The organism is Paraburkholderia sp. J63 (assembly GCF_905220245.1).
Classification (GTDB): domain Bacteria; phylum Pseudomonadota; class Gammaproteobacteria; order Burkholderiales; family Burkholderiaceae; genus Paraburkholderia.
This window is the reverse complement of sequence record NZ_CAJMZF010000005.1, coordinates 128,963-148,286: the sequence shown is the minus strand read 5'-3', so window position 1 is coordinate 148,286 and position 19,324 is coordinate 128,963. Positions and strand designations below refer to the sequence as shown.

The following is a 19,324-nucleotide window of genomic DNA, read 5'->3' as shown; positions in this document are numbered from 1 at the left end:
ACAGGCACGAGGATGAGGCGATGAACCGGCGGACCTTTCTTCAAGCGGCGGGTGGAGCGCTTGCGACGGCGGCATGCGCTGCATATGCCGCGCGGCATTCACGCTCGCTCGGCGTGCTGAAAGACGCCATGCCGAAGTCTGCGGCACGCATGGCCGTCTACGATCCTGCGCTTGCAGAGGGGCGCGCGCTGGCGCGCGCGGCGGCGCGCATGGACATACCGGCGTTCGCCGTCGGGGAAAAATTCGGAGACGACATCGGCATGCTGTGGCACGCACAGCTTTCGAACCGTTTTGCCGTCCGTACTGATTGCCGAACCGAAGCGCCCGTCGCTGCGCTTTGTGCCTTACGCGCCTCCGACCGCTTCGTACTGGAGCGTCTCGCGGCGAGGCACCGGTGTCTCGTGCTCGCCGCGCCACAGATTTAGGCCGCGCTCGCCTTGCTCATCTTCGCGATCTCCTGGTCGCGCAGCTCGCGCCGCAGGATCTTGCCGATATTGCTTTGCGGCAGCGTCTCGCGAAACTCCACGAGGCGCGGCACCTTGTAGCCCGTGAGTTGCTGGCGGCAGAACTGGATCAGCGCGTCCTCGGTGAGCGCAGGGTCGCGGCGCACGACGAACACCTTCACGCGCTCGCCCTGCACGGGGTCCGGCACGCCGATCGCCGCCACGTCGCGCACGCCCGGATGCTGCGCGATCACGTCCTCGATTTCGTTCGGGTACACGTTGAAGCCCGAGACCAGGATCATGTCCTTTTTGCGGTCGATGAGGCGGATATAGCCGCGCGCGTCCATGATGCCGATGTCGCCGGTCGCGAGCCACCCGCCGTTGACGAAGGCGCGCGCCGTTTCGTCGGGCCGCATCCAGTAGCCCTTCATGACTTGCGGGCCTTTTACGCACAGCTCGCCCGGCTCGCCGAGGTTCGCCCACGTGCCGTCGTCGCGGCGAAAGCGCACCTGGGTCGAGGGCGCGGGCAGGCCGATCGACCCTTCGAAGTCCTGAAGATGCTCGATGTCGACGGGATTCAGGGTCACGATGGGCGAGCACTCCGTGAGACCGTAGCCCTCGACGATCGGCTTGCCGGTCACGGCCTTGAAGCGCTCGGCGATGGCCTTGTGCGTGGCCATGCCGCCCGACATCGCGAGCTTGAGTCCCGAGAAATCTCGCTGGCGAAATTCCTCGTTATCGAGAAACGCGTTGTAGAGCGTATTGACCGCGCTGATGCAGCTGAACGTTTCGTGACGCAGGATCTTCATCACGCGCTTCATGTCGCGCGGATTCGCGATCAGGATGTTGCGCCCGCCGAGCGCCATGAAGATCAGCGCGTTCACGGCGAGCGAATAGATGTGATAAAGCGGCAGCGGCGTGAGGATGCTCTCGGCCCCGCTTACGAGTTGCCCCGCGAGCCACGCTTTCGACTGCAGCAGGTTCGCGAGGATCGTGCCGTGCGTGAGCATCGCGCCTTTGGCCACGCCCGTGGTGCCGCCCGTGTATTGCAGGAAGGCGAGATCGTCGAGCGTGGTGGCGACCGGCGCGCGCGGCGCGCGCTCGCCTTGCGATAACGCGTCGAGCAAACGCACCGTGCGCACGCTGGGCGGCAGCCGGTAGGCGGGCACGAGTTTCTTCACGTGGCGCAGCATGAAGTTGATGAAGCGGCCCTTGAGGTTGAGGCCATCGCCTAGCAGGTCGCCGAGCTGCGTGAGGACGACGCGCTCGATGCGCGTGCCGGGCAAGGCGTTTTCGAGCGTCTTTGCGAAGCTCTCGAACACGACGATGGTTTGCGCGCCGCTGTCTTTGAGCTGATGCGCGAGCTCGCGCACCGTATAGAGCGGATTGACGTTCACGACGACGGCGCCGGCCTTGAGCGCGCCGAATAGCGCGACCGGATACTGGAGCGTGTTGGGCAGCATGATCGCGACGCGCTCGCCGGGCTGCACGCCCGCGCCCTGCAGCCATGAGCCGAATGCGGTGGCCTTGCGCGCGAGCGCGCCGAAGGTCATCGGCGAGCCGGCGCTCACGTAGGCCACGCGCTCGCGAAAGCGTGCGGTGCAGTCGTCGAAGAACTGGGCGAGCGAGGCGTACTGCGTCACGTCGACTTCGTGCGGGACGCCCGGCGGATACGAGGCGTACCAGACGCCGTCCGTATCCGGGGCCGCCGCTTCGGCAACCGGTTGGGCTGGTGGTGGCATGGCGGCTTGCGCAGGGGCTTCGGTCGTTTCGTGCCGCGGTGGTTGTGGCGTATCGCTCATTCTCGTTCTCCGGGCGTAGCGTGGGTCCTCGCGGTATCGCCCAGCACGGCCGGCGTGTGCCGCGTGCGTGACTTACACGACGCATACATGATGCACCGTGCCGGGAAAGAAGGGCAGACAGAGTTTCCCCGCAGCGTCTCTCCCAAGCCACCGTCTCCCGACTTTGCAGCGTGACCAAACAAGAAGGCCGTGCGGGCGGCAGCCCGGCACGGCCTTGTCGTGTGGTCCTGAGCGGCTGGCTTCGGGGATGCAGCGGCGCGCCCCGAATGCCCGCCAGTCGCTCAAGCGATACGCCGCATCAACTGGTCACGTGTTTTGCGGTCTGTGTCATGTCGATGCCGCGCCGCTCGCGGCTGAACGGAATCAATACGGCGATCACGACCGCCACGGTGCCCGCGACGATCGCCATCGCCATCCCGTAGTTCTGACCATGCGTTTGCGCGAGCGAGGCCTGCAGCGTGGCGTTCACGGAAGCCAGCAGATTGCCGAGCTGGTAGACGAGACCCGGGAAGGTCGCGCGCACTTCGTCAGGCGAGATCTCGTTGAGGTGCACGGGGATCACACCCCAGGCGCCCTGCACGGAAATCTGCATGAGGAACGCGCCGAGCGCGAGCAGCACCGGGCCCGACGAGAACGCCCAGAGCGGCAGCACCGGCAACGCGATCAGCGCCGCGATGAAGATGGCCTTGCGGCGGCCAATCTTCTCGGAAACCGAGCCGAAAAAGAGGCCGCCCACGATCGCGCCGATATTGAGCGTGATGGTGATGAGCGAAACCGTATGCGGATCGAAGTGATGCTGTTCGCGCAGGAAAGTCGGATAGAGATCCTGGGTGCCGTGCGAGAAGAAGTTGAACGCTGTCATCAGCACGATCGCGTAGAGCGAGAGGCTGAGATTGTGCTTGAGCGTGGAGAGCAGGGTCGGGCGCACGCGCTTTTCCATCTCTTTCCAGGCCGGCGACTCGGGCACGTGAGCGCGCACATAGAGCACGAGCAGCGCGGGCAGCACGCCGACGAAGAACATGCCGCGCCAGCCGATGGACTGGTAGAGCACGCCGAACACGATCGAGGCGAGCAGATAGCCGCTCGGATAACCGGCCTGCAGAAGGCCCGAGACGATACCGCGCGCTTTCGGCGGAATGGTCTCCATCGTGAGCGCGGAGCCCACGCCCCATTCGCCGCCCATCGCCACGCCAAACAGCGCGCGCAGGACGATGAAAGTGGTGAGATTGGGCGAGAAGCCGGTGAGCAGCTCGAGCAGCGAATAGCACGCGATGTTGACCATCAGCGTGGGACGGCGGCCGTATTTGTCGGCGAGCCGGCCGAAGATCAGCGCGCCTAGCGGGCGCATGGCCAGCGTGAGCGTAATGGCAAAGGCGACGGCGGGAATCTGGGTGTTGAATTCAGTGGCGATATCTTTCAGAACGAAAACCATTAGAAAGAAATCGAAGGCGTCGAGCGTCCACCCCAAATACGCTGCGATCGTGACGTTTTTCTGTTCTCGCGTCCAGCTCATTTCATTGTTCTCCTCATAGACATGCGCAATGCCTGTCTCCCGGCTTTGCACCTGTGGCTTGCTCCGCCCCGCGTGGCGAGCGTCGTACGAGTGTACGCCCGGCATTAAACATTTGCATGAATGTGCGGCGCAACCCGGACTAATCCCTGGAGAATGGCTTGATCGGGCCTTATAGACTGGAAGCTATTTGTTTTAATAGTAATTAAAATGTAAATATAATGAAGTGGAAATTGAATGCCGTGTGAATGGTGCACGCAGGCATGGGCTCAGTTCAAAATCGGCGGCGCAATGGGCCAGGCGCGTGCAATGTCGAGGACGATCGTTTGCAATCCTGATTGCATCGAAGCACGCGGGGCGCCGCAAGATTTTGCGGCGCCGCTTCAGGTGGGAAAGGGAAAAAGGAGGGGGAGACGGCAGCTCAGCGCTGCAGCAGCCATTCGGCGGCGCGCGAGACGACGCCGTCCCAGTCGCCCATGGTGGGCTGGCGCAGCACATGGGCGTCGCGCATCCAGGGCGAATGCGTGCCGGTCCTGCCCCAGCGCCATTCGCCGGCCGCATTGAGCAGCACGGCGGTGGGTTTGCCGCTCATGACGGCGAGATTGGCAACGCCCGAGTCGACGCTGATCACGGCGTCCAGTTGCTCGATGCAGGCCTCCGTGTCTGCAAATGTCGTGATGCCCGGCGCGTAGTAGGCAACATTCCCGCGTGGAGAGCCGCACAGCATTTCGGCAACGGGGTGATGGAGGCTCACGAAGTGAACGCGGCTAGCGAGCTGCGGGTGCTGGGTCAGGCGCTCGAGTGCCTCGAGCGGCAAGCTGCGCAGCGCGGCCCAGTTGCGTTCCTTGCTCGGCGTATCGTGCGGATGGCGTTGCGCGCAATCCCAGAACACGCCGATCAGCAACTTGCCGGCGTACTGCGCGCGCAAGGTATGCGCCCACGTTGCGGCGCGCTCGCGCTGCGCCTCGGGCGCACGAAGGTAGGGCTCGAAATACGGGCTGGGGCGCGGCTCGTCGTGTGCGGCGAGCATCGGCAGATGCAGCAGCGTGGCCTGCATCGTCGGCGCGAAGGCCTCGATGGCCGGCAGCGTCCCGGCGTCGATCGGCGAGTACTGCCGCAACGGGCGCGCCGCCGCGACGACGCTGCAATCGGGCAGCGATGCTTCAATGACACTGTGGATCACCGCGTCGCAGGTGACCATGACCTGCGCGCCGGCGGCGCGCCAGTGGCGGATGCTGCCGAACAGCATGAACTGGTCGCCGTAGCCCATCTGGTGCGTGACCAGCACGCGCTCGCCGCGCAGGTCGCGCTGCCCGTCCCACATCGGCACCGCGCTGTAACGGGCGCTTCCGGAGTCGCGGACATTGCGCTTGACCCAGTGTGCGAATCCGCGCGCGTCGCCCGTGCTGAGCAGCGCCTCGGACAGCCATTTGTGCGCCCGCAGCTTGTTGGGATCGTCGTCCGCTGCCGCGCTTTGCACGGCGCGTTCCAGTATTTCGATGGCGCGCGCCGTGTCGCCGCTCAGGTAGAGGTCGCGGCCGAGCCGCGCCTGATAGAAAAGCGGCGACCAGTCGAGCGACGCGAAATCGAGCCAGGTCTGAGCCGCTTGCTCGTGCCGGCCTAGCAGGCGGAGCGCGCGAGCGCGTGCGTGAACGAAGCTCCGGTTGCGCGGATCGAGCGTCAGGCCTTTTTCGGCCCACGGCAGCATGTGCTCGTCGCGGAACACGCGGACGAGCGCTTCGCAAATCTGGATCAGGTGCGCGGGGGCGAAAGGGCTGCGGGTATGCGCGGCGAATGCTTCGAGAAGCTGCTGTTCGGGATCGAGGGGCATCGGAAGGGCGTTAGGGACTTGTCAGATAAATCCTATTCCCGCGCATGACCGGTCGATATCGGAGGCTTCTTAAAATTTCCGCGGACGATCGCGCCCCATCCAGCGTGTCCATATTGCTGCAGGCACGCACAGTTTCGAAGATAATGAACGACCGTGCTTTTCCTGATTCCCGTGATGGAGGCGCGTCACTAGAATCGGTTTGAATCCTCGCGGATTCCGCTATGGAATTCACGCGGTCCAGCAGGGCGATCAGAGCCAGCGCCGCCCGGCGTTCTGGCGCAATCGGCGGGCGTCGCTGCGCAGCGGACGCCGGCCGGCAGACATCAAGGAGACGCAAGCATGCAGGTCAGGGAATTGTTCGAACTGGGCGGGCAGGTGGCACTCGTCACGGGTGGCTCGCGCGGGCTCGGGTTGCAGATGGCCGAGGCGCTCGGGGAAATGGGCTGCCGCGTCGTCATCACGGCGCGCAAGGCCGACGAGCTCGAGGAGGCGCAGCAGCATCTGCGCTCGCGCGGTATCGAGGCCATGACGATCGTGAGCGACCTGCAGCGTGCCGAGGCCGTCAAGCCGCTCGTCGACGAATCGCTGGCGGCGTACGGTCGGATCGATATTCTCGTGAACAATGCGGGGGCCACGTGGGGCGCGCCCGCCGAGGATTATCCCGACGAGGCGTGGCACAAGGTCATGAACCTCAACGTCAACGCGCCGTTCTTCCTCGCGCGCGAAGTGGGCAAGCGCAGCATGATTCCCGCGCAGCGCGGCAAGATCGTCAACATCGCCTCGATCGCGGGCCTCAAGGGGGCGCTGGGCCCCATGCAGGCCATCGCCTACAACACGTCGAAGGCCGCGGCCATCAACTTCACGCGCGCGCTCGCCGCCGAATGGGGCAAGTACGGCATCAATGTGAACGCGATCTGCCCCGGCTTCTTTCCTTCGAAGATGTCGGCGGGGCTGCTCGACAAGGTCGGTCAGGAGGTGATCGAGCGCACGCCGCTGCAGCGTCTGGGCGACGAAAGCGATCTCAAGGGCGCCGTCGTGTTTCTCGCGAGCGCCGCGTCGCGTCATATTACCGGCCAGTATCTGGCGGTCGATGGCGGCGCGAGCGTCGTTTGAATCGGAGTCCGAAGCAGATCAACGGACGGTCTCGCGGCGCATAGCGTGCGCCATGAGACCGATTGTCTGGATTGCAAGCACTGCGCGCTGCATGGAGCGGCGCGCCTCTCACGAGACGAAACCCTGCCATGCCCACGTCCGCCACTGCCGCACCGCGTACCCGCTCGCCGTACTGGCCCGCACAGCTCTCCCCGCACCTGAGCATTCCCGCCACGAACCTGTTCTATAACGCCGAGGTCTCGGCCGCGCGTTTCCCGGACAAGCCTTTCATCGTCTTCTACGACACGCCCATTACTTTCGCGCAGTTCAAGGACGAGGCCGAGCGCGTGGCGGGCTATCTGCAGACGCAGTGCGGCGTGAAGGCCGGCGACCGTGTGCTGCTCTATATGCAGAACAGCCCGCAATGGGTGATCGCGTATTACGGCATCCTGCGCGCGAATGCCGTGGTCGTGCCCGTGAACCCGATGAACCTCACCGACGAACTCGAACACTATGTGGAAGACAGTGGCGCGACCACGGCGTTCGTTGCTCAGGATCTCTATGCGCGCATGGCGCCGCTGGTGGGCGAGGGGGCGGGGCCGGGGCTGCGGCATCTGCTCGTCGCGACGTACAGCGATTATTTGAAGAACGAACCCTTCTCGCCGCCGCCCGAGTTCGTGAGCGCGCCGCGCCACGTGGAAGGTCCGGGCGTCACCCACTGGGCCGACGTGCTCGCGGCGGGCTGCACGCCCGGCGCATTGACCGCGGGGCCCGACGACCTGTGCGTGATGCCTTACACGTCGGGCACGACGGGCAAGCCCAAGGGCTGCATGCATACGCATCGCAGCGTGATGTGCACGGCCGTGGGCGGCTGCAACTGGTTCGGGAGTAATCAGGATGCCGTACAACTTTCCGTGCTGCCGCTCTTTCACGTGACCGGCATGCAGGGCGGCATGAACAGCCCGCTCTACAACGGCTCCACGATCGTGATCCTGCCGCGCTGGGACCGCGACGCGGCGGCGCGTGCGATCGAGCATTACCGCATCAGCGGCTGGCAGGCGATCTCGACGATGGTGGTCGACTTCATTTCGAATCCGCGCATCGGCGAATACGATCTGTCGAGCCTTGCCTGGATGCGCGGCGGCGGCGCGACCATGCCCGACGCCGTCGTCAAGAAGCTGCGCGATCTCACGGGCCTCGAGTTCGTGGAGGGCTACGGCATGTCCGAGACGATGGCCGCCACGCACATCAATCCGCCGCGGCACCCGAAAGCGCAGTGCCTCGGCATTCCGGTCTTCGACGTCGATGCGCGCATCGTCGATCCGATCACGCTCGAAGAGGTGTCCGAGGGCGAGACGGGCGAGCTCATCATGAGCGCGCCGCAGGTGATGCAGGGCTACTGGGGCAACCCCAAGGCGACGAGCGAGGCCTTCATCGAGCGCGACGGCAAGCGCTTTTTGCGCACCGGCGACCTCGTGCGGCGCGACGCCGACGGCTATTACTTCATGACCGATCGCCTGAAGCGCATGATCAACGCGTCGGGCTACAAGGTGTGGCCGGCCGAAGTCGAGGCGCTCATGTACCGGCATCCGGCCATCAAGGAGGTCTGCATCATCGGCGCCCAGGACGCGAAGCGCGGCGAGACCGTGAAGGCCGTCGTGGTGCTCGATCCGAAGCAGGTGGGCAGCGTGAACGAAGACGCGATCGTTGCGTGGGCGCACGAGAATATGGCTGCTTACAAGGCTCCGCGCATCGTGCAGTTCGTCGAGATGCTGCCGAAGTCGGGTAGCGGCAAGATCCTTTGGCGCAAGCTGCAGGAAGAGGAGGGCGACGCGCGCTGAAGCTCAGGGCGCGCTGAATCTCGACGCGCGCCGCTCCCTTCCTCGCGAGCCTCAGGCGCCTGCCAGCGCGGGCAGGTTTGGCTCGCCCCAGTCCCATCCCCCATGCGGCGCCTCGACGGGCGCCGCCTTCGATCCCGTTTGCGGCGCGACGTGACCCGGCGACCATTCGCCGGGCGCCTGGGCGTTCTTGCGCCCGAGAATCGCCTCGCAGAGAAAGTCGATGCTGTACGCCTTCAGCAGATGCGCATGATGCCGCTCTATATAGGAGGCGAGGCGGGCGGCTTCGCCGTCGATCGGCGCGAGCGCGTAAAGCGTCGGGGCATCCCAGCGAAAGCGCAGTCCGAGTTCGGCGAACGCGGAATTGAACGCGCACAATTGGGCGTGCAAGTGCTGATCGTGCTCCGTGGCTTTGAGGCCGGCTGAAGAGTGGCTCATGGCAGTCTCCGTTCGAGTTCAGATGACATGAGCCCATCGTAGAAGCGTCGATAAATAAACGATAGTTAAAGTTTTTTTCGATTTATATAAAGCATCGTGTATGAATGTGCGGCGCCCGTTATGATGGGGGCGCCGCTACGCGTAAACCCGCTTGGTTGCGTTCTGGCTTCTGATATATTGTATTGCACATATGGAATTTGCTTGCAGCAACGGCTACACACAACGTTGGAGACAAACCACCGATGTCTGCCGAAACCCAGGACGTAGCGGGGGTGTCCCCGCTGAGCTTGACGCTCGAACCCATCCACGCCACGGTCTCGCTGCGCGATCAGGCGTATGCGAAGCTCAAGCAGGCGATTGCAGAAACCGATATCTACCGCTCCCGCGACGAGATCCGTCTCGATGAGAAAGAGCTGACCGAAAAGCTCGGCGTGAGCCGCACCCCGGTGCGCGAAGCCATGACGCTGCTGGAACAGGAAGGATTCCTGCGTACCGTGCCGCGGCGCGGCGTTTATATTCTGCGCAAGACCCGCAAGGAAATCGTCGAGATGATCTATATGTGGGCCGCGCTCGAAAGCATTGCGGCGAGGCTCGCCACGCAGCGCGCGTCGGACGAGGACATCGCGCGGCTGCGCCACATGTTCGCCGATTTCGGCGATGGCGCGCCCGCCGAGCACATCGAGGAATACTCGGAAGCGAACATCACATTTCATCAGGCGCTGGTGGAACTGTCCAAATCTCCGATCATCGTGGAGACCATCAAGAACATCTTCATGCACGTGCGCGCGATCCGGCGCATGACGATCGCGCAAAGCGATCGCGCATCGCGATCGATCGTGGACCACATGCGGATCATCGAGGCGCTCGAGGCGCGCGACACCGAAAGAGTGGAGCGGCTCGTGCGCCAGCATTCGATCGATCTTGCCCTGTTCGTCGAGGCGAACTGCGATTTTCTCGACTGACGCACCCGCCGTTCATCCGGAATTCACGAGCCTGAATTAAACGCCGCAGCCGCGGTGTGAGTTCGTGCGTCCCGCACTGTTATCAGCGATATCACGCTAACCAATAGGTTTGGACTCCGTAATAAATGGACGCTTCGCCACAAGCCAGACCGATGCTGTGTTGCCGCTCGTCTTGTGTGCCGCATCAAGGCGACGGCGTGGACGTCCGCTCGCACAAGCGCTTCGCGTCGTATTGCATCGCAGCAAGCAGGCCGCGACTGAAAAAACCGCTTGACTAATATTGTGTGTGGAATATTGTATATCACGAGTAACCCAACGCCCCGCCAAAGAGGAGACGTCATGGCAGAAGCAGGAATCAACGACGCGCAGGAGAGCCCTGCGCAGGAAGCACAAGCGACGACCGACGGTTTTCACCTCGTCATCGACGCGCTGAAGCTTAACGACATCGACACGATCTACGGTCTCGTCGGTATTCCGATCACGGACCTCGCGCGTCTCGCCCAGGCCGAAGGGATGCGTTTCATCGGCTTCAGGCACGAGCAGAACGCGGGCAATGCGGCGGCCGTGGCGGGCTACATGACGAAGAAGCCCGGCATTTGCCTCACGGTTTCGGCACCCGGTTTTCTCAACGGCCTCACGGCGCTCGCGAATGCCACCACGAACTGCTTCCCGATGATCCTCATCAGCGGTTCGAGCGAGCGCGAGATCGTCGACCTGCAGCAGGGCGACTACGAGGAAATGGACCAGCTCAATGCGGCCAAGCCGTATGCCAAGGCCGCGTACCGCGTGCTTCACGCCGAGGACATCGGCATCGGCATCGCGCGGGCGATCCGCGCGGCGGTCTCGGGGCGTCCGGGCGGCGTCTATCTGGACCTGCCGGCCAAGCTGCTCGCGCAGACCATCGACGCCGTGAAGGGCGAGCAATCGCTCGTGAAGGTCGTGGATGCGGCGCCGCGCCAGTTGCCCGCGCCCGACGCGGTCAAGCGCGCGCTCGATGTCATCAGGACTGCAAAGCGCCCGCTGATCCTGCTCGGCAAGGGCGCGGCCTATGCCCAGGCCGACGCGCAGATCCGCGAGCTGGTCGAGAAGAGCGGCATTCCGTATCTGCCGATGTCGATGGCCAAGGGGCTGCTACCGGACACGCATGAGCAATCGGCCTCGGCGGCGCGCTCGTTCGTGCTCGCGGAATCGGATGCTGTCGTGCTGATCGGCGCGCGCCTGAACTGGCTGCTCTCGCACGGCAAGGGCAAGACGTGGGGAGCGCCGGCGCCCAAGCGCTTCGTGCAGATCGACATCGCGCCCACCGAGATCGACAGCAACGTGGCGATCGAAGCGCCCGTGATCGGCGACATTGGTTCGTGCGTCGAGTCGCTCGTCGCCGGCATGGGTGCGGACTTCCCGAAGCCCAACGCCGAATGGCTCGACGCCGTCGCGGAGCGCAAGAGCAAGAATCTCGCGAAGATGGCCGCGACGCTCGAGAAGAACCCGTCGCCGATGAATTTCCACAGCGCATTGCGCGCGATTCGCGATGTGCTCAAGACGCGTCCCGACATCAACGTCGTGAACGAAGGCGCCAATACGCTCGACTACGCGCGCGCCGTGATCGACATGTATCAGCCGCGCAAGCGCTTCGACTCGGGCACCTGGGGAATCATGGGCATCGGCATGGGCTTCGCGATCGGCGCGGCGGTCACGAGCGGCACCCAGGTCGTGGCGATCGAGGGTGACAGCGCGTTCGGTTTTTCGGGCATGGAGCTCGAAACGATTTGCCGCTACAACCTGCCGGTCTGCACGATCGTCTTCAACAACAACGGCGTGTATCGCGGCACGGACGTGAACCCGAGCGGGGGCGCCGACGTCGCGCCCACCGTGTTCGTGAAGGGCGCGCGCTACGACAAGATGATCGAGGCGTTCGGCGGCATCGGCCGCGAGGCGCGCACGCCCGAGGAACTGACCGCGGCGCTGCTGGAAGCGATCGCGTCGGGCCAGCCCACGCTGATCAACGCCGTGATCGACGAATCGGCCGGCACCGAGAGCGGCCGTCTCACGAATCTGAATCCGCAAAGCGCGGCCATGAAGAAATAAGTTCGTCTCACAGAATACATTCATCAGGAGCAGACAATGAGCAAACCCCTCGACGGCATCAAGATCATCGACTTCACGCACGTGCAGGCCGGCCCCGCATGCACGCAAATGCTCGCGTGGTTCGGCGCGGACGTGATCAAGGTGGAACGGCCCGGCGCTGGCGACGTGACGCGCTCGCAGTTGCGCGACATTCCCGAAGCGGACGCGCTGTACTTCACGATGCTCAACAGCAACAAGCGCTCGCTCACGCTCGATACCAAGAAGCCCGAAGGCAAGGAGGTGCTCGAGAAGCTGATTCGCGAGTCGGACGTCATGGTCGAGAACTTCGGTCCCGGCGCGCTTGATCGCATGGGCTTCACGTGGGAGCGCATCAAGGAGCTCAATCCGAAGATGATCGTGGCCTCGGTTAAAGGTTTCAGCGAAGGCCATCACTACGACGATCTTAAGGTGTACGAAAATGTTGCGCAGTGCGCGGGCGGCGCGGCTTCGACCACGGGCTTCTGGGACGGCCCGCCCACGGTCAGCGCGGCGGCGCTCGGCGACAGCAACACGGGCATGCATCTCGCCATCGGCATTCTCACGGCGCTGATCGGCCGCGACAAGACGGGCAAGGGCCAGAAGGTGGCCGTTTCGATGCAGGACAGCGTGATCAACCTGTGCCGCGTGAAACTGCGCGATCAGCAGCGTCTCGATCGCGTGGGCTATCTGGAGGAATATCCGCAGTATCCGCACGGCACCTTCAGCGACGTGGTCCCGCGCGGCGGCAACGCGGGCGGCGGCGGCCAGCCGGGCTGGGTGCTCAAGTGCAAGGGCTGGGAGAGCGATCCGAACGCGTATATCTACTTCACGGTGCAGGGCCACGCATGGGAGCCGATCTGCCGCGCGATCGGCAAGCCCGAATGGATCGACGATCCGGACTACAAGACGGCGCTCGCGCGTCAGCCGCATATCTTCGACATCTTCGCGACGATCGAGGCGTGGCTGGCCGACAAGACCAAGTTCGAGGCCGTCGATATCCTGCGTAAATTCGACATCCCCTGCGCGCCGGTGCTGAGCATGAAGGAGATTGCCAATGACCCGTCGCTGCGCGCAAGCGGTACTATCGTCGAAGTCCCGCACAAGGAGCGCGGCACGTATCTCACCGTGGGCAGCCCGATCAAGTTCTCGGAGCTGAAGCCGGAAATCACGGGCTCGCCGCTGCTCGGCGAGCATACGGATGAGGTGCTGGCCGACCTTGGCTATACGCCGCAGCAGATCGCGGCGCTGCACGAGACGCGCGCGGTCTAAAGGCGCGGGACGCTCCCGCCGACGAGCGGAGCAAACGGAGCGCGGTGCGCGAGTGAGTTTCGCGCGCGCCGCGCTCCGGCGATCCAACCCTTTCCCCACACTGCTCACACCATGCCAACCGCCATCGATTTCGCCCAGCTTGCCGACGCTATCGGCGACGCCATCGTCATCTCGGACGCCGCCGGTGACATCACATACTGGAATCCCGCCGCCACGCGCATGTTCGGCTTTACGCGTGACGAGGCGCTTGGCAAGACGCTCGATCTGATCATTCCCGAGCGGCTGCGCGGCCGCCACTGGGACGGCTATCACAAGACCATGGCGACGGGGCAGACGCGTTACGGCAACGACGTGCTGCGCGTGCCCGCCGTCGACAAGGATGGGCGCGCGCTTTCCATTGCGTTTACCGTCGCGTTGCTGCATGGGCAGCAGGGCGAGGTGACGGGCATCGTCGCCGTGATTCGCGACGAGACCGCGCGCTTCCAGGAGGAGCGCAATCTGCGCAAGCGCATTACCGAGCTCGAAGCTCAGGCACAGACATAGCAGTCCTGACTATTCTGGCCGGCCCGCGGGCTGGCTGCACATCGCTTGACGCCGCTATCCCGGCCCGCACGGAGCGCTTCGATGCACACAGAAAGACTCGGACATTACGAGGTCGAACTCTCGGCCCGTCAATTCATCCACAACGGCGGCTGGGCGGCGTTTGCCGCGATCCATGCGCGCGCTGACGAGACTGGCCGCTACGGCGAGCACAGTGGGCGCGATGAAGACGCGGCCGTCTTCCCCGAGCAGCGCGTGGCCGATGAGACCGTTTTCGCCAGCGAGGCGGCGGCCATAGCGGGCGCCCGCCAGGCGGCGCTCGCCATGCTCACGTATCTCGGAGCGGCCAACCCGCCGCGCTAGCGGTCACAGAAACACACGGCGAGGCGACACGCGGCGCAGGGTCGACGCGCAAGCCGCGCAACGCAAAATATTCCAACATCCGGCAGGAGACGTTTCATGACGACATGGCCACGCCATCGGCGCGCCAGGGGCCTTTGCGCCCCGCCGATTCCTCGCGCCCGCGATAGCGCGTCAACCATGCGCGGAGGTTCGCCATGGCAATGACCCTTGCAGTGCCCCGCGAAGCGTTCGAAAACGAGCGCCGCGTGGCCGCGACGCCCGAAAGCGTCGGACAACTGATCAAGCTCGGCTACGAGGTCGAGATCGAAGCTGGCGCGGGCGAGTGCGCTTCGTATGGCGACGACGCGTATCGTGCGGCAGGCGCGTGCATCGTCGAAGACACGCTCGAGCTCTGGGCCAACGCCGACATCGTGCTCAAGGTGCGTCCGCCGTCGCTCGAAGAGGCGCAGCGCCTGAAGACCGGCGCGACGCTCATCAGCTTCATCTGGCCGGCGCAAAGCGCTGCGCTGCTCGACGTACTCGCCACGCGTGGCGCGACGGTGCTCGCGATGGACTGCGTGCCGCGCATCTCGCGCGCGCAAAAGCTCGACGCATTGAGCTCGATGGCGAACATGGCCGGCTATCGCGCGGTGATCGAGGCCGCGCAGCATTTCGGCCGTATTTTTACCGGCCAGATCACGGCCGCGGGCAAGATGCCGCCCGCGAAAGTGCTCGTGATCGGTGCGGGCGTGGCCGGTCTCGCGGCCATCGGCGCGGCGCGAGGGCTGGGCGCCATCGTGCGCGCGTTCGATACGCGGCCGGAAGTCGGGCAGCAGATCGAGAGCATGGGCGCCGAGTTCCTGAGCGTGGACGTGGAGGAAGAAGGCGGCGGGGGCGGCGGCTACGCGAAGGTGATGAGCGCGAAGTTCATCGAAGCGGAGATGGCGCTTTTCAAGGCCCAGGCGAGCGAGGTGGACATCATCGTCACGACCGCGCTGATTCCGGGCAAGCCCGCGCCGCGCCTGATCGACGAGCAGATGGTCGCGTGCATGCGCGCGGGCAGCGTGATCGTCGACATGGCCGCCGAGCAGGGCGGCAACTGTGCGCTCACGCGTGCGGGCGAGGTCGTGCACGCGCATGGCGTGACGGTGATCGGCTATACCGATCTGCCGAGCCGCATGGCGAACCAGTCGAGCCAGCTCTATGCGACCAATCTGCGCCATCTGCTGACCGATCTCACGCCTCTTAAGGATGGCGAAATAAAGATCGACATGGACGATGTCGTGCAGCGCGGCACCACGGTCATGGAGCAAGGCAAGCTGTGCTGGCCGGCGCCTCCGGTGCCGACTGCCGCGGTCGCGCAGGCGGCGCCGTCCGCGCCGAAAGCCGTGCAGAAGGCTGTACCGGATGGCGCAACCGCGGACGCGGCGGCAACGCATAGCCGCGGTGCATGGCCGCTAGTCGCGCTGGTACTCGCAGCGGTGCTGCTGCTCGCACTCGGCGCAGTTGCGCCGCCCGCGTTCGTGGCGCATTTCACGGTGTTCGTGCTGGCCGTGTTCGTCGGCTATCAGGTCGTCTGGAATGTGACGCCGTCGTTGCATACGCCGCTCATGAGCGTGACCAACGCCATCAGCGGAATCATTGTGATCGGCGCGCTGCTGCATCCCGATGGCGCGGATACGGGCACGGTCGTGAACGTGCTCGCGGGCGTCGCGCTCGTGGTCGCGACGATCAATATTGCGGGCGGGTTCCTCGTGACCCAGCGCATGCTGAAGATGTTCCAACGGACCTGAGGAGACGGCGTCATGCCTGGTGGAATCGGAATTGGCAATATGGCGTGGCTCGGCTCGGCCACGCTCTTCATCCTCAGCCTGCGCGGGCTCAGCCATCCGGCGAGCGCGCGGCGCGGCAATCTGTTTGGCATCTGCGGCATGGCGATCGCCGTGCTCGCCACGCTGCTCGTCACGGGCGGGGCGGGGCTCGAAGTCGCGCTCGGCGCGGCGCTGGTGGGCGGCGGCATCGGCGCCGTGCTCGCGCGGCGCGTGGAGATGACGCAGATGCCGCAGCTCGTGGCCGTGCTGCACAGCTTCGTCGGCCTGGCGGCCACGCTCATCGCCTTCGCGAACTTTCTCTCGCCGGCCGCCGCGATGGGCGCCGTCGAGCGCGGGATCCACGATACCGAGATCTATGTTGGCGCGTTCATCGGCACCCTGACGTTCAGTGGCTCGATCGTGGCGTTTCTCAAGCTGCAGGGCACCGTGGGCGGCAAGCCGCTCGTGCTGCCCGGGCGGCACCTCATGAACGCCGTGGCGCTCGCGGTCTGCATCGTGCTCGGCTATGTCTTCGTGAGCGCGCCTCACGGCCCGTATGCGCTCGCGGCGCTCGGCGCGATGTGCGCGATCGCGGCGGTGCTGGGCGTGCATCTCGTGATGGCGATCGGCGGCGCGGACATGCCCGTGGTGGTGTCCATGCTTAACAGCTATTCGGGGTGGGCCGCGGCGGCCACGGGCTTCATGCTCGACAACGACCTGCTCGTGACGACCGGCGCGCTCGTGGGCTCGAGCGGTGCGATCCTCAGCTACATCATGTGCCGCGCGATGAACCGCAGCTTCGTTTCGGTGATCCTGGGCGGTTTCGGCGCGGTGGCCAGTACGGCCAGCGCGGCGCCCCAGGGCGAAGTGGTGGCGACCTCGGTCGAGGAAGTGGGAGCGCTGCTGCGCGACGCGGCCGAGGTCGTGATCGTGCCTGGCTACGGCATGGCGGTGGCCCAGGCGCAGAGCACCATCAGCGAGATCACGCGCCGGCTGCGTGCGCAAGGTGTGCGCGTGCGCTTTGGCATCCATCCGGTTGCCGGGCGGCTGCCGGGCCATATGAACGTGCTGCTCGCCGAGGCCAAGGTGCCCTACGATATCGTGCTCGAAATGGACGAAATCAACGAAGACTTCACGAGCACCGATGTCGTGCTCGTGATCGGCGCGAACGATATCGTGAACCCGGGCGCGCAGGAGGATGCGGGCAGCCCGATCGCGGGCATGCCCGTGCTCGAGGTGTGGAAGGCACGCACCGTGGTGGTCTCCAAGCGCAGCATGGCGACAGGCTATGCGGGCGTCGACAATCCGCTCTTCTATAAGGAGAACACACGAATGCTGTTCGGCGATGCGAAGGGCAGCGTCGACGCGCTGCTCAGGCAACTCGAAACGGCTTGATGCGTGGCGGCAGAGGGCCGGTAGCATCCGGCTGATGAGGCACGATAGCAGTGACGCGCGGCACGGCAAGACCGGCCGCGCGAGAGACCGCCGGGTACGGCGGCGCATCAACGTACGGAGAGAGACAAACGTGGCACACACCGATCGCATCGACGCCGCTTATACGGCGCGGCGGCACAACCGCTGGGTGCAGCTCGTGGCGGGTATTGCCTGCATGGGGCTGGTCGCCAATCTGCAATATGCGTGGACATTGTTCGTAGTCCCGATGGATTCGGCGCACCACTGGGGACAGGCCGCGATTCAGCTCGCGTTCTCGCTGTTCATCGTGACGGAGACGTGGCTCGTTCCCGTGGAGGGCTGGCTCGTGGACCGCTTCGGGCCGCGTCCGGTCGTGATGGGCGGCGCATGCTGCGTGGCGCTCGGCTGGGTGCTCGATGCGTGGGCGCCAGTATTGCCAGTGCTTTACGTGGCGGCGGTGATCTCGGGCATCGGCGCGGGGTGCGTGTACGGCACCTGCGTGGGCACGGCGCTCAAATGGTTTCCCGACCGGCGCGGCCTTGCCGCGGGCATGACGGCCGCGGGCTTCGGCGCGGGCGCGGCGCTCACGGTCATTCCGATCGCGCGCATGATCCAGCATTCGGGCTATCAGACGGCCTTCGTCTTTTTCGGCCTGTTGCAGGGCGTGTGCATCATGGCGCTCGCGCTGGTGATGGTGCGCCCGAAGCCGCCCGCGCATGCGGCCGGCGTGAAGCGCGTGGTTGCCACGAAGACCGACTACACGACGCGGCAGATGATACGCACGCCGCTGTTCTGGGTGATGTATGCGATGTTCGTATGCGTCGCCACGGGCGGGATCATCGCGACCGCGCAGATCGGGCCGATTGCCAAGTCGTATGGTTTCGCCTCGATGCCGGTGGCGTTCATGAGCGTGTCGCTGCCGCTCCTCACGATGACGCTGTCGATCAACAACCTCTGTAACGGCTTGACGCGGCCGTTGTGCGGTTTCATTTCGGATCGTATCGGCCGCGAGAACACGATGTTCATGACTTTCCTCGGCGAAGGGCTGGCCTTGCTCGGCCTGCGCTATTTCGGCCACGACCCGTACCTCTTCATGCTGTTTTCGGGGCTCGTGTTCCTGTTCTATGGCGACATCTTCTCGAACTTCCCGGCGACCTGCGCGGACACCTTCGGCGCGCGCTACGCGGCGGGCAATGCCGGCACGCTCTATACGGCGAAGGGGACCGCCGCGCTGCTGGTGCCGGTTGCGACCTTGCTGGCGGTTCACGGCGGCTGGAACACGGTGTTCGATTTCGCGGCCTGTATCGCGATGATCGCGGGGCTGTGCGCGAAGGGGATTTTGCAGCCGATGCGGCGGCGCTGGATTTTCCAGTCGGGCGAGCACGAGGCGCGTACCGTTCAGGCGTTCGCTCGCGAACCGCTCGGGTCGGGGGAATAGGGCGGGTGCGTTGTGCTTCGGGGCGGCTTGCAAGCCCGAAGTGCGTCGCGCGTTTGGCGTGTTGAAAGCGGTGGAGTCGGAGACTTCGCCGCGTGCCGCTTAGACCGCGGCGTTGCTCTGGCGTCGCGCGCTATCCGGACGACGTGCAGCGCACGCTGGCGCCGTGCCGCCTGGGTGCGCGCGCAACGTCCGCATGAACGCCGCCGCTGGCGCCGCGCGCACGCGCGAGCGGCGCACTCGTCGGGCGTCGGTGCGAGCATGCACGCGACGCGGGTCCGGTTCTTCGACGCTCTCCATGGTTTCGTCGGTGACGGACAGCCCCGCATAGCGACCCTCGGTCCGGCCGCGCTCGATCCACTCGGCGGGCAACCGGGTCGCGATCAACCACGTTGCCGCGGCGCCGAAGCCCACGGCAAGGATCGCGGTGATAACGACGATTTCCATTTCGTCTCCATGCTTCATGGCTTGGTCCCGTGCAGACGGCGCGGGTCA

At 65.1% G+C, this 19,324-nt stretch carries 16 protein-coding genes; 11 read left to right on the top strand and 5 right to left on the bottom strand.

The annotated features are described in order from the left end of the window. Positions 1-113 precede the first annotated feature (113 nt). Positions 114-425 carry a hypothetical protein gene (locus U5775_RS08030; RefSeq protein WP_322057585.1) on the top strand — a complete coding sequence of 104 codons (312 nt, stop codon included), beginning with the start codon at positions 114-116 and terminating at the stop codon, positions 423-425. Here U5775_RS08030 and U5775_RS08025 read toward each other — a convergent pair. From U5775_RS08025 to U5775_RS08015, 3 genes are all read right to left on the bottom strand, one after another. Next, positions 422-2,245: an AMP-binding protein gene (locus U5775_RS08025; protein WP_415913535.1), complete on the bottom strand. Its 1,824-nt coding sequence runs from the start codon at positions 2,243-2,245 to the stop codon at positions 422-424. The two genes, U5775_RS08030 and U5775_RS08025, sit on opposite strands and share 4 nt — an antisense overlap. 298 nt (positions 2,246-2,543) lie before the next feature. Then, positions 2,544-3,758: an MFS transporter gene (locus U5775_RS08020; protein WP_322057584.1), complete on the bottom strand. Its 1,215-nt coding sequence runs from the start codon at positions 3,756-3,758 to the stop codon at positions 2,544-2,546. Positions 3,759-4,176: 418 nt separating this feature from the next. Next, complete coding sequence (locus U5775_RS08015; protein ID WP_322057583.1) at positions 4,177-5,586, bottom strand: hypothetical protein; 1,410 nt, start codon at positions 5,584-5,586, stop codon at positions 4,177-4,179. Between the two features lie 339 nt (positions 5,587-5,925). Between U5775_RS08015 and U5775_RS08010 the strand changes: the two genes are divergently transcribed. Together U5775_RS08010 and U5775_RS08005 are read left to right on the top strand one after the other, a co-directional pair. Beyond that, a complete protein-coding gene (locus tag U5775_RS08010) occupies positions 5,926-6,699 on the top strand; it encodes an SDR family oxidoreductase (protein WP_322057582.1) in 774 nt (257 codons plus the stop codon). Between the two features lie 128 nt (positions 6,700-6,827). After that, positions 6,828-8,519: a long-chain fatty acid--CoA ligase gene (locus U5775_RS08005; RefSeq protein ID WP_322057581.1), complete on the top strand. Its 1,692-nt coding sequence runs from the start codon at positions 6,828-6,830 to the stop codon at positions 8,517-8,519. Between the two features lie 51 nt (positions 8,520-8,570). Here the strand turns inward: U5775_RS08005 and U5775_RS08000 are convergent, their stop codons facing one another. After that, positions 8,571-8,954 carry a hypothetical protein gene (locus U5775_RS08000; protein WP_322057580.1) on the bottom strand — a complete coding sequence of 128 codons (384 nt, stop codon included), beginning with the start codon at positions 8,952-8,954 and terminating at the stop codon, positions 8,571-8,573. A gap of 242 nt (positions 8,955-9,196) precedes the next feature. Here U5775_RS08000 and U5775_RS07995 point away from each other — a divergent pair, with 242 nt between their 5' ends. The 8 genes from U5775_RS07995 to oxlT all read left to right on the top strand — a co-directional run bounded on the left by U5775_RS07995 (position 9,197) and on the right by oxlT (position 18,832). Further along, on the top strand, positions 9,197-9,916 hold the full coding sequence (locus tag U5775_RS07995; protein WP_322057579.1) for a GntR family transcriptional regulator: 720 nt from the start codon (positions 9,197-9,199) through the stop codon (positions 9,914-9,916). 339 nt (positions 9,917-10,255) lie between these two features. Then, a complete protein-coding gene (oxc, locus tag U5775_RS07990) occupies positions 10,256-12,001 on the top strand; it encodes an oxalyl-CoA decarboxylase (protein ID WP_322057578.1) in 1,746 nt (581 codons plus the stop codon). A gap of 36 nt (positions 12,002-12,037) precedes the next feature. Continuing rightward, positions 12,038-13,288: a formyl-CoA transferase gene (gene frc / locus U5775_RS07985; protein ID WP_322057577.1), complete on the top strand. Its 1,251-nt coding sequence runs from the start codon at positions 12,038-12,040 to the stop codon at positions 13,286-13,288. Between the two features lie 111 nt (positions 13,289-13,399). After that, positions 13,400-13,831, top strand: a complete 432-nt coding sequence (locus U5775_RS07980) for a PAS domain S-box protein (RefSeq protein ID WP_322057576.1) — start codon at positions 13,400-13,402, stop codon at positions 13,829-13,831. Between the two features lie 81 nt (positions 13,832-13,912). After that, positions 13,913-14,191, top strand: coding sequence for a hypothetical protein (locus tag U5775_RS07975; RefSeq protein ID WP_322057575.1), 279 nt, complete (start codon positions 13,913-13,915; stop codon positions 14,189-14,191). Between the two features lie 194 nt (positions 14,192-14,385). Beyond that, positions 14,386-15,963 carry a Re/Si-specific NAD(P)(+) transhydrogenase subunit alpha gene (locus tag U5775_RS07970; RefSeq protein WP_322057574.1) on the top strand — a complete coding sequence of 526 codons (1,578 nt, stop codon included), beginning with the start codon at positions 14,386-14,388 and terminating at the stop codon, positions 15,961-15,963. 12 nt (positions 15,964-15,975) lie between these two features. Then, entirely contained in the window at positions 15,976-17,376 is a 1,401-nt protein-coding gene (locus U5775_RS07965) for an NAD(P)(+) transhydrogenase (Re/Si-specific) subunit beta (protein ID WP_322057573.1), read from the top strand. A 130-nt stretch (positions 17,377-17,506) separates the two neighbouring features. Continuing rightward, positions 17,507-18,832, top strand: a complete 1,326-nt coding sequence (oxlT, locus tag U5775_RS07960; protein ID WP_322057572.1) for an oxalate/formate MFS antiporter — start codon at positions 17,507-17,509, stop codon at positions 18,830-18,832. 99 nt (positions 18,833-18,931) lie between these two features. Here oxlT and U5775_RS07955 read toward each other — a convergent pair whose 3' ends face one another. Then, positions 18,932-19,276 carry a hypothetical protein gene (locus U5775_RS07955; protein WP_322057571.1) on the bottom strand — a complete coding sequence of 115 codons (345 nt, stop codon included), beginning with the start codon at positions 19,274-19,276 and terminating at the stop codon, positions 18,932-18,934. Positions 19,277-19,324: the final 48 nt, after the last annotated feature.